We start from the raw sequence: 9526 nt of genomic DNA, 5'->3' as shown, positions 1-9526 counted from the left end.
GGTTCAGTGTAGCCGATGGCGTCTCAGTAGACACCTGCCGCGAGGAGCAGCCAACACGCCCTCAACCCCGGAGGCTGGGTCTGTTCGCCCTGCCCTCAATGGGTTCGTGGCAGTCGACCGTTAACGCTTAACGTGGTCCGTCCCTCATAATTTGCAGAGAATGACCCGCAGACCAGGCTGCTGACTACCCTGACGCCAGCAGCCAGGTCTGCTGACCGCTCGGCGTTTAGTGAAACACCGCCTCCGGCGTCTCTGCCGTGAGGATGCGCTCGGACCATGCCAGCAACGTCTCGGCATCGGCCTCTTGGATCTGCTGGCGCAGCTTCACATCGGCCGGGCCGAATTTGCGCTCCATCAGGCGCAGCAGGAGTTTGGCTTCGCCTTGGCGCTCGCCCTGCTCACGGCCCTGCTCAATATATCGATCGATAAAGGTCTGCATGATCGGATCTCCCGGTGAGGTCTGCTCCAACAGTTGGCGGGCGTCGTCTTCCGCCACCCGTTGCGTGCCTTGGACATCATATCGCAGCAGCGATTCCAGAATCTCCAGCGCCGTATCACGATCGGCGATCTGGTCGATCAGGGCGATCAGCCGCTCCAGATGCTCAAGCGGTTCCTGGCTGAAGATCCAGCGCATCGCCAGTTGCACCAAGCGGGTAAGCACATCACCTTTGATCTCGGCGTTGGTGCGCGCTGAGAGATCGTGCAGGCTGTAGCGAAACTGTGGCACATAGGGTTGCAGCACTGCCGGTAGCGGCCGAACCAAGGCGTGAAAGTCGCGCGGTGCGTGCCAGGTTTTGTAGCCGTGGTAGAGCACCCTGGGATAGACCAGTGGCAGCTGTTTGGCATCCGGGCATCCGGATGCTGTTTGCGGTAGGCCTCGCCCTGCAGAGCAATGTAGCGCAGCAGTTGCAACGCGACCCAGTACTCGGGCGTGCTCTTATGCTCGAAGAGCATGTAGACGCAGAGCGCAAGATCGGGCGCGGATGTCGACGCTGATCCCGGCTCAGGCTCAGTAGAGGTGACAGGATGATCGAGACCGCGCGGGCGCAGTCGGTAGACAAGATCCGAATACGAGGCGCGCAACTCCTTGGACACATAGCTATCCTTGCTAATCTCCAAGCTGTCGAGATCGACAAACGCCAGCAGTTCCGCTGGCAGGTGCCAACGCAGGAAGTCTTGGGCAATCTCGCGGCGGGTGAAGCTTTCGCGAAAGTAGACGTCATGCGGGTTGTTGATCTCGTCCATGCGGGTTGTTGATCTCGTCCATGCGGGCCTCTCGTGCATGACACTGTGAACTGATCCTATCGGCCAGGGGTCGATCAGGCAACGTTCGGCGCGCGTATCAGCCGTTCGGCGGGGAACCAGATGGCCAGCCTGATGTGAGGTCGGCGGCCGTGATCGATGGGTTGGCTTCACTGGCAGGATCAGCCAACGGCACCACGGCGTCGATGCACCCTTTTGGGGCCTTGGCGTCGGTAGGCGGCGACTTCAGCCTGCTTGAGGTCGTTGGATATCGCCATCTGACCTGATCGCCAGTCAGACATGACGCTATAAGTACAGCAGAGCACTAAGCCGCGAGTTAGGGCGACTGGCTATCTCTGGATATCACCCGTTCGGCATTTCGTGGTCCGTCCCTGGTATTGCGCTGGCGCCAGGCGCATCCGCGAGACGCCGAGCAGACCATCTTGCCGATGGTAGAGGCAGCTTGGATAAGCTGTCTCGAGATCGGCGAGCAGCCGGGGTTGGAGGGGACCGTGCGTGGCGTCTTACCGTCTTACCACAAGTGAGTTCATTAGCCATTTCCAGCCCTCATCTTATCTAATAAGCCGGATAAATCACTGAAAACTGTTGCAATTGAAATCGGGATGCTGAAGTCACCACCATGGCTAATGGTATTGCGCTGTTGATAGTACGACTTGATTGTTTCATATTGATGACTCCTTTTATCGATCAACAGCGCAACCCGATTAAGAAAAGATGGTTGGTCCGCATTTTTCCTGGACGGCAGGAGTTGCCAGACCCGGCGATGTTCCCAATCCAGAGCAGCGTCGCAATTCTGACGAATGACTTTGCTACTTTCCTCTCTGACCGCGTCTTCAAAACGGCTGAACAAAAACAGAAAATAAGCGTGATCGTTATAAGTTTGCGCTTAACTGCAATCGCCGCCTCGATCTCGAGATTGCCACTTTTGCTCTGTTGCAGTCCTTGATCAGCCCTTTTAAGGTGACGAAATTCACCTGACTGCAAGCCCCTGATTCTTCGTCAAGGTGCTTGCGACGGATCGCGTGGTTCGGTGACCGGCAGATTCACATGGAATCGTAAGTCGCTGATTTTAAATGTTGCTTTTATGCACCTTAAAAGGGCTGCAGTCCTTGATCCATGTACAAGCCATCGATTTCCGCGTAAATAACCGAGAGGTCTTCAAACACATTCATGTTTTGGAATTCCCAGCTTCCGCAGTAAATAATCTTTGGTCAGCAACTGTCCTTCAAGAAAATCTTCTCGATCATGTGCAATCCATTTGGAACCTTGAAACGGCTCGGATTCGTCGATGATCTGGGCACCGCCATTGCGCGACATCAAATCAACTCGTCCATTTGCGCCAATAATCCAAAGACCGATGGGCTTCACGCGCGCAATCAAGTCGTTATCGTCATAAAAATCCAGCGTTGGCATGGCCTGGGGGCTGATACCAAAGCGATGCATTAGCTCCTCGTACATAGTCGCGTCTTGATGCTCGACGACCCGAAACCCCTCGATTGGTTGCACCCAATCCTTAATCGTTGCGTAAAGATCATGCACACGCTCAAGCCAGTCTGCAATGCGCGCTTGTACCTGTTCCTGCGTCATCGTCTGATCAGTCATCGTCGATACTCCAGCGTTTGGTGGTATTCTGAAATTGCGCATAATTTTGGAACACGGCCCTTTGCCCCTTGGCAGCGGCACCATCGGCGGCGATGCGTCACCCGGCGCGTTGGGCTCAGCAACGCTTATGCTGACAGCGAGTCGGTAAGGATGGGCGCTCGTAGTGAAGCGGCGCCCAAAAGGTGTCGGTCTCAAGTTCAAACGCAGACTCAGCCTGTCGCAGTGAAAACAGATTAATCTCCTTGCTTCTGATTGTGCTCAACAGCTTGTCGGCCTGTTGCCGATGGTCCTGGGCGAGCCCGGCATCCTTGCCTGGATGATCCTCAAGCTTGACGAAGAGATCGTCGCCGGCGGCATCGCAAAGCTCAATCGCCAGCCGAGTGATCTTGAACGGCTGTGTCGGGTCGATCCAGACGAAGTAGCGATAGAGGAAATGGATATCAAAGGGTGAGTTCAACTGACCGGCAATTGATCCCATCTCGGTTTTTAGCGTGACCTGGGTCAGATACTGCAGCCATTGCAGCACCGACCAGGTCAGGCCATATTCTCGCCAAGGGCGCACGAAATGGCCCGTGGCGATAAAGCCCAGGACCATATCTAGCAAAGGATCGGGATGCGACAAAGGTCGAAATTGATGGAGCGTCATGGCCTTGCCGATCGCAAAACCGAGCCGATAGTCGGGGCGCTCGTTCTTAGGCAGTTCGTCGTAGTCCAGGTTTGGGAACGAATTCCGCGCTTCCTCGGCGCGTTGGATCAGGAACAGAAAGGCGGCGATGGAAAAGTGGACCGGGAGTTTGCCATAGAGTGAGCCGAGCTGGTCACGGAGCAAGTCGTCAAGCCACTCTACCGGAAACAAACCTTCTGCCTGATCGAGTTGCTGCTGGAACAGTTGCCATTCGTCCAATGCATGTTCTGGCACCGCATCGCCCCACTTATAAAACTGCATGGCAAGTGAACAGTGACCCGAGACAGGGTCAATCACATAATATTCGTACCAACCACGTGTAGACATAGGCGCTACCTCTCAGGATCAGCGAAGCCGGTGCGCATCATCGCTCCGACCTTGATATGGTTAGCACAAATCGTTTGCTAGAGGTCGGCAGGGAGCACGACGCCATCGATGCTTAGGCCATTGGTGAGCAAGCGCAGGAACTCGCGCTTAGCGCTCAGTGAAACACCGCCTCCGGCGTCTCCGCCGTGAGGATGCGCTCGGACCATTCCAGCAGCTTCTCGGCATCGGCCTCTTGGATCTGCTGGCGCAGCTTCACATCCGCAGGACCGAATTTGCGCTCCATCTGGCGCAGCAGGAACTCGGCTTCGCCTTGACGCTTGCCCAGTTCCATGCCCTGCTCAATGCCCTGCTCGATGCCCAGCTCAATACCCTGCTCACGGCCCTGCTCAATATATCGATCGATAAAGGTCTGCATGATCGGATCTCCCGGTGAGGTCTGCTCCAACAGTTGGCGAGGCGTCGTCTTCCGCCACCCGTTGCGTGCCTTGGACATAGTATCGTAGCAGCGATTCCAGAATCTCGAGCGCGGTGTCGCGGTCGGCGATCTGGTCGATCAGGGCGATGAGCCGCTCGAGGTGTTCAAGCGGCTCGTGGCTGAAGATCCAGCGCATCGCCAGTTGCACCAGACGGGTGAGCACATCGCCTTTGATCTCGGCGTTGGTGCGGGCTGAAAGATCGTGCAGGGTATAGCGAAACTGTGGCACATCGGGTTGCAGCGCTGCCGGGAGTGGTCGGACCAGGGCGTGGAATCGGCAGCATCGGCTTCGGCGTCTCCTCCGTCAGCGGGCGCAAGCGCAGGCCTTTGCCACCGACCATGATCACCACCCGATTATCGAACAGCGGCTTGGGGACATCCGCACGCTGCGCCACCACGCCGATCAGGCGCCAGTCAGCCGCCACACAGGGCAGCATCCGGCGCCGAATGGGCTGCTCAGCCGCCGAACGGTCGACAAACTCCGCCACGTAAAAAGGCTCCGTGAGCACCTGCGGCTGCCGGTTCATGGCCACGCCAACCGGCGCATCCATCGCCCCAGGTTTCAGGATGTACTTGCGCAGATCCACATCCGCCAAGATCCCCAGCAGCCGATCCTCCGCCCCCAACACCATCAATGTGCCATGCTCAGCCTGCCCAAGCCGCTGCAGGGCCGCCTCAACGCTGACGTCGGCAGACACCGAGGCGGCTTGCTCCGGTCGCAGAAATCCGGTAGCCGAACGGTGCAACGCGCGCTTCAATGCGAGACCAAGCCTCCTTCCGCTGTTGATGATGGGTCAATGTCGGATGCATCGCGCTTGTTCGCCCGAAGAGCCTCTATCTTTCGATCAAGATGTCCAAGCGCGTCTGCCAGTGCGCTGGACTCAACAGCGCCAGTATACCGGTCAGACAAAGACGAAAACCTGATCACCGCCTACGCAAGCAAGACCCGCCTAGGGTATGGTCAACCGCTGCAGCAACCACCCAAAACCACACTTCACGCAAACGCTTAGGTCCCAGAGACCCCGTGCCAGACCTTCTAGCCCGTCGATGAACCTGCTGACCTTCATCCCCGAGCGCGGCGGCTCCAAAGGCATTGCGCGCAAGAATATCAGACCTCTAGCTGGCAAACCCTTGATCGGCTGGAGCATCGACGCGGCCAGACAGGCCATGGGTGTCGAGCACATTGATCCGATGCCGCCAGAGCGCTCAGTCGATCTCGACATCCCGCAAGACTGGCGCTGGGTCGAAGACCTCATCGCGCAAGACCAAGCCAACAGCAGCCATGCCGAATAACCTGCTCGTCACCGGCGCCGATGGCTTCATCGGCTCACACCTGACCGAAGCCCTGGTCAGAGCCGGCTAGCCGGTCAAGGCCTTTGTGCTTTACAACTCCTTCAACGCCTGGGGCTGGCTCGACCACTGCGCCGACGATGTGCGCGGTCAGTTCGAGGTCTTCGCCGGTGACATCCGCGACCCGCATGGGGTGCGCACCGCGATGACTGGCTGCGAGGCAGTCTTGCACCTAGCGGCGCTAATCGCCATCCCCTACTCCTATCACTCACCCGACACCGACGTCGACACCAACATCAAGGGCACCCTCAACGTGGTGCAAGCGGCACGTGAACTCGGCGCCAGTAAGGTCATTCACACCTCCACCAGCGAGGTCTACGGCACCGCCCGCTTCGTGCCGATCACCGAAGATCATCCGCTGCAGGGCCAGTCGCCCTATTCGGCGAGCAAGATCGGCGCCGATCAGATCGCGCAAGCCTTCTATCGGTCCTTCGGCACGCCCGTGGTGACCCTGCGACCGTTCAACACCTACGGTCCACGCCAATCCGCGCGCGCGGTCATCCCAACCATCATCACGCAAATCGCCAGCGGCCAACGGCAGATCAAGCTCGGCGCGGTGCATCCAACCCGAGATTTCAACTTCGTCACCGACACCGTCAATGGCTTCATCAAGGCGCTGCAGACCGATGCCGGCCTCGGCGAGGTCATCAACCTCGGCAGCCACTTCGAGATCAGCATCGGCGACACCGCTCGCACCATCGCCGAGGTGATGGGCGCCGAGATCGAGATCCTGACCGACGAGCAACGCCTGCGCCCCGACAAGAGCGAGGTCGAGCGGCTTTGGGCAGACAATACCAAGGCGCGCGACCTGCTCGGCTGGCAGCCGGCCTACGGAGGGCTTGATGGATTTCGGCGCGGTTTGGCAGAAACGGCGCACTGGTTTAGGTCTCCCGCAAACCTTCAGCGTTACAAGGCGGATCGCTATAACCTATGATGAAGCACGGCAATAGGGCTTGGAGAGCAACGTGATAGACAACATCGAAAGCTTGGTTCTCGAACATCTTCGCGCGATTCGTGCCGAGCAGGATAAACACTCAGAGCGCTTTGGACGCCTTGAAGCAAGGCTGGGCAATCTGGAAACGACAGTCGCTGGCCTACGGCGCGATCTGGCGCACATGTATGGCGAAATCGTCGAGCAGCATACGCATGCTGACCAGCTTGTGGCTCGGATCGAGCGAATTGAACGCCGTCTAGAGTTACAGGACGGCTGACCGCTCTCTCGGTTAAACGGATTCAGTCCCATCGCCATCAAGATGACCGAGTTGGCAACCTCGATTGTTGATGCCCTGCAAGGCGTCGTTGGGTCCGGCAACGCCGTCTTGCACGAACCCCGCTTCCAGGGCAACGAACAGCGCTATGTTGCCGACTGCATCGCCTCCACCTTCGTCTCCTCGATCGGTGCTTATGTCGAGCGCTTCGAGCAGGCGCTAGCGGAGTACACCGGTGCGAAACGCGCGGTGGCGGTGGTCAATGGCACCGCTGCCCTACAAGTGGCGCTGCGCCTCGCTGGCGTAAAGGCGGATGATGAGGTCATCGTGCCCGCGCTGAGCTTCGTCGCCACCGCCAACGCAGTGCATTATCTTGCTGCCGTGCCGCACTTCGCCGACAGTGAGGAGACCCGCCTGGGGCTTGATCCCGGCGCGCTGCGCGAATGGCTGACCCGCACCGCCGAGCGCACCGGCGAGGCCTATCGCAACCGCCACAGCGGGCGATGCCTTCGCGCCCTGGTTCCCATGCACACCTTCGGTCATCCCTGCGATCTGCAGGGCCTGATGGCGGTGGCGAAAGATTTCCGGCTCGCCCTCGTCGAAGATGCCGCCGAAGCCCTCGGCAGCCGCTACCAAGGTCGCCACACCGGCACCTTTGGCCAGCTCGGCATCCTCAGCTTCAACGGCAACAAGACCATCACCACCGGCGGCGGTGGCGCCATCCTCACCAACGATGAGCGTCTGGCCGATCACGCCAAGCACCTCACCACCACCGCCAAACGCCCGCATCGCTGGGACTACGTTCACGATGAGATCGGCTACAATTTCCGCATGCCCAACCTCAACGCCGCACTCGGCTGCGCGCAGTTGGAGCAGTTGCCAGACTTTCTTGCCTCCAAGCGCCGCTTGTATGAACGCTATCGCGCCGCCTTTGCCGGGCTTGAACAGGTGCGACTGATGCAGGAACCAGCCGGCTGCGAAAGCCACGACTGGCTGCAAACGCTGATCTTGTCGGAAGACGTGGCCGAGCAGCGCGACGACATCTTGGCCGCGACCAACGACGCCGAACTGATGACCCACCCGGCCTGGAGGCTGATGCACAAGCTGCCACCCTACCGCGACTGCCCGTGCGCGCCGCTGCCAGTGGTGGAATCGCTGGCGCGGCGGATCATTAATCTGCCGAGTAGCGCAGGGTTGGTCTGATTCAAGCAAAGCAGGTGATTCATTATGCAACACTACGATCAAGACATTATCGCCTGGGCCAATGAACAAGCGCAGTGCCTGCGGGCAAAGCGCTTCGACCTGCTGGATCTTGAGCATTTGGCCGAGGAGATCGAGGACGTGGGCAAAAGTGAACAGCGCGAGTTGATGCACCGCATGGCGATCTTGTTGGCGCATCTTCTGAAATGGCAACGGCAACCCGAACGGCGGGGCGCAAGCTGGGAAATCACCATCCGCAATCAGCGCCGAGGCCTTCACAGGCGCCTGCAGGAAACACCCAGCCTGCAACCCAAGCTAGATACCCCGGACTGGTGGCAAGCGGTGTGGGACGATGCCATCGCGCAAGCCGCACAAGAGACGGGGCTTGCGGATTTTCCGGAGCGCTGCCCTTGGACGCGTGAACAGGTATTGGCGGAGTCTTGGCTGCCCGTTGACCTGGCAACACACACGTCAACTCCTTTGTGAACCCGCTGCTCCTCCTCGGCGGCGGCCACCACTGCCGCGCCTGCATTGACGTCATCGAAGCCGGAGCCAGGTATCAGATCGCCGGCATCGTCCAGCCGCCATCTAAGGGAACCGAGGGCGTGCTTGGTTATCCGACCCTCGGCAGCGATGACGACTTGCCCGCGCTGCTCACTCAGACACCGAATGCGTTGATCACCGTCGGCCAGATCAAGAGCCCCGAGACACGCAGGCGACTGTTCAACCTGCTCAAGCACCAAGGCGCCAACCTACCCGTGATCCAGTCACTAACCGCCTATTGCTCGCGCCACGCCGATGGTAGAAGCGGCTTGGATGACCTGCCCCGAGATCAGCGAGCAGCCGGGGTTGGAGGAGCGCCGCGCAGGCCCTGAGCAGCAGCGGACAGCCCTTGCCAGCGTCACGACCTTGACCTAGGCTAACATCTTCGTCGCTGTGATCGCAGAGGACACCATGGCACTCGCTCAAGAAGACATCGATTTCATCAAGACCCACCTCGGCGAGTGGCTGGCCGAGCAATCGCTGGGCAAGCCGCCTGCGGTCTACGAGATCGAGCTGCGCGAGCGCATGGTGCGGGTGGAGGAGGCGCTCAAGCACCAACGCGAGCTGATGCGCGAAGGCTTTGAGCGGATGGATCAGCGCTTTGAGCAAGCCGACAAGCGCCACAACGAGATGCTCAAGCGCCATGATGCGCAGTTTCTGTGGCTGATTGGCTTCATCACCACCGGCGTTGGCATCATCATCGGCGTGCTGAAATTTCTCTAGTCGACAGCGTCGCCGATCCGCGCCGACACAACAGCTGCGGCACTGGTCGCCAGGCGTCTTCTTTGTACTCGGGGGCGCGATCGGTGATTGCCGCGGGCAATGCTGGCGACGTCCAAAACCATACCAAAAACGGAACCCCACTCATAACAC

At 59.2% G+C, this 9526-nt stretch carries 14 protein-coding genes and 1 pseudogene; 8 read left to right on the top strand and 7 right to left on the bottom strand.

Annotated features, from left to right (window positions below):
* Positions 1 to 226 precede the first annotated feature (226 nt).
* Complete coding sequence (locus VBE63_RS21770; RefSeq protein ID WP_323685120.1) at positions 227 to 835, bottom strand: Rpn family recombination-promoting nuclease/putative transposase; 609 nt, start codon at positions 833 to 835, stop codon at positions 227 to 229.
* An 83-nt stretch (positions 836 to 918) separates the two neighbouring features.
* A pseudogene (locus VBE63_RS31535) lies at positions 919 to 1245 on the bottom strand (Rpn family recombination-promoting nuclease/putative transposase); the annotation flags it as partial.
* Positions 1246 to 1882: 637 nt separating this feature from the next.
* Here VBE63_RS31535 and VBE63_RS21760 point away from each other — a divergent pair.
* Positions 1883 to 2209: a hypothetical protein gene (locus VBE63_RS21760; protein ID WP_323685117.1), complete on the top strand. Its 327-nt coding sequence runs from the start codon at positions 1883 to 1885 to the stop codon at positions 2207 to 2209.
* A gap of 212 nt (positions 2210 to 2421) precedes the next feature.
* On the opposite strand, the gene VBE63_RS21755 is transcribed toward VBE63_RS21760, so the two are convergent.
* The 5 genes from VBE63_RS21755 to VBE63_RS21735 form a co-directional block, all read right to left on the bottom strand.
* A complete protein-coding gene (locus tag VBE63_RS21755; RefSeq protein ID WP_323685116.1) occupies positions 2422 to 2865 on the bottom strand; it encodes a hypothetical protein in 444 nt (147 codons plus the stop codon).
* A 115-nt stretch (positions 2866 to 2980) separates the two neighbouring features.
* Positions 2981 to 3877 (bottom strand): hypothetical protein, encoded by an 897-nt coding sequence (locus VBE63_RS21750; protein WP_323685115.1) that lies wholly within the window; start codon positions 3875 to 3877, stop codon positions 2981 to 2983.
* 154 nt (positions 3878 to 4031) lie between these two features.
* Positions 4032 to 4292, bottom strand: a complete 261-nt coding sequence (locus VBE63_RS21745; protein WP_323685114.1) for a DUF4351 domain-containing protein — start codon at positions 4290 to 4292, stop codon at positions 4032 to 4034.
* Positions 4264 to 4560 carry a hypothetical protein gene (locus VBE63_RS21740; protein ID WP_323685119.1) on the bottom strand — a complete coding sequence of 99 codons (297 nt, stop codon included), beginning with the start codon at positions 4558 to 4560 and terminating at the stop codon, positions 4264 to 4266. Before VBE63_RS21740 ends, VBE63_RS21745 begins: the two co-directional genes overlap by 29 nt.
* On the bottom strand, positions 4457 to 5050 hold the full coding sequence (locus VBE63_RS21735) for a sugar phosphate nucleotidyltransferase (RefSeq protein WP_323685113.1): 594 nt from the start codon (positions 5048 to 5050) through the stop codon (positions 4457 to 4459). Before VBE63_RS21735 ends, VBE63_RS21740 begins: the two co-directional genes overlap by 104 nt.
* 349 nt (positions 5051 to 5399) lie before the next feature.
* Between VBE63_RS21735 and VBE63_RS21730 the strand changes: the two genes are divergently transcribed.
* From VBE63_RS21730 to VBE63_RS21700, 7 genes are all read left to right on the top strand, one after another.
* A complete protein-coding gene (locus VBE63_RS21730; RefSeq protein WP_323685112.1) occupies positions 5400 to 5645 on the top strand; it encodes a cytidylyltransferase domain-containing protein in 246 nt (81 codons plus the stop codon).
* An 85-nt stretch (positions 5646 to 5730) separates the two neighbouring features.
* Positions 5731 to 6636: a GDP-mannose 4,6-dehydratase gene (locus tag VBE63_RS21725; protein WP_323685111.1), complete on the top strand. Its 906-nt coding sequence runs from the start codon at positions 5731 to 5733 to the stop codon at positions 6634 to 6636.
* A gap of 31 nt (positions 6637 to 6667) precedes the next feature.
* Complete coding sequence (locus tag VBE63_RS21720; protein ID WP_323685110.1) at positions 6668 to 6913, top strand: hypothetical protein; 246 nt, start codon at positions 6668 to 6670, stop codon at positions 6911 to 6913.
* Between the two features lie 42 nt (positions 6914 to 6955).
* On the top strand, positions 6956 to 8113 hold the full coding sequence (locus VBE63_RS21715; RefSeq protein WP_323685109.1) for a LegC family aminotransferase: 1158 nt from the start codon (positions 6956 to 6958) through the stop codon (positions 8111 to 8113).
* A gap of 24 nt (positions 8114 to 8137) precedes the next feature.
* On the top strand, positions 8138 to 8596 hold the full coding sequence (locus VBE63_RS21710; RefSeq protein ID WP_323685108.1) for a DUF29 domain-containing protein: 459 nt from the start codon (positions 8138 to 8140) through the stop codon (positions 8594 to 8596).
* Positions 8593 to 8985 (top strand): hypothetical protein, encoded by a 393-nt coding sequence (locus VBE63_RS21705; RefSeq protein WP_323685107.1) that lies wholly within the window; start codon positions 8593 to 8595, stop codon positions 8983 to 8985. The genes VBE63_RS21710 and VBE63_RS21705 overlap by 4 nt, the downstream gene beginning before the upstream one ends.
* 79 nt (positions 8986 to 9064) lie before the next feature.
* On the top strand, positions 9065 to 9376 hold the full coding sequence (locus VBE63_RS21700) for a hypothetical protein (RefSeq protein WP_323685106.1): 312 nt from the start codon (positions 9065 to 9067) through the stop codon (positions 9374 to 9376).
* Positions 9377 to 9526 lie beyond the last annotated feature (150 nt).

Source organism: Lamprobacter sp. (genome assembly GCF_034860625.1).
In the GTDB taxonomy this organism is placed as follows: domain Bacteria; phylum Pseudomonadota; class Gammaproteobacteria; order Chromatiales; family Chromatiaceae; genus Lamprobacter.
The sequence above is the reverse complement of the archived record's forward strand: the minus strand, read 5'-3'. Positions and strand labels throughout refer to the sequence as shown.

Excerpts from the sequence above, each read along its gene's own strand:
- VBE63_RS21760 (WP_323685117.1), top strand. The coding sequence starts at position 1,883 with ATGGCTAATGGTATTGCGCTGTTGATAGTACGACTTGATTGTTTCATA.
- VBE63_RS21755 (WP_323685116.1), bottom strand. The coding sequence starts at position 2,865 with ATGACTGATCAGACGATGACGCAGGAACAGGTACAAGCGCGCATTGCA.
- VBE63_RS21750 (WP_323685115.1), bottom strand. The coding sequence starts at position 3,877 with ATGTCTACACGTGGTTGGTACGAATATTATGTGATTGACCCTGTCTCG.
- VBE63_RS21745 (WP_323685114.1), bottom strand. The coding sequence starts at position 4,292 with ATGCAGACCTTTATCGATCGATATATTGAGCAGGGCCGTGAGCAGGGT.
- VBE63_RS21730 (WP_323685112.1), top strand. The coding sequence starts at position 5,400 with ATGAACCTGCTGACCTTCATCCCCGAGCGCGGCGGCTCCAAAGGCATT.
- VBE63_RS21715 (WP_323685109.1), top strand. The coding sequence starts at position 6,956 with ATGACCGAGTTGGCAACCTCGATTGTTGATGCCCTGCAAGGCGTCGTT.
- VBE63_RS21710 (WP_323685108.1), top strand. The coding sequence starts at position 8,138 with ATGCAACACTACGATCAAGACATTATCGCCTGGGCCAATGAACAAGCG.
- VBE63_RS21700 (WP_323685106.1), top strand. The coding sequence starts at position 9,065 with ATGGCACTCGCTCAAGAAGACATCGATTTCATCAAGACCCACCTCGGC.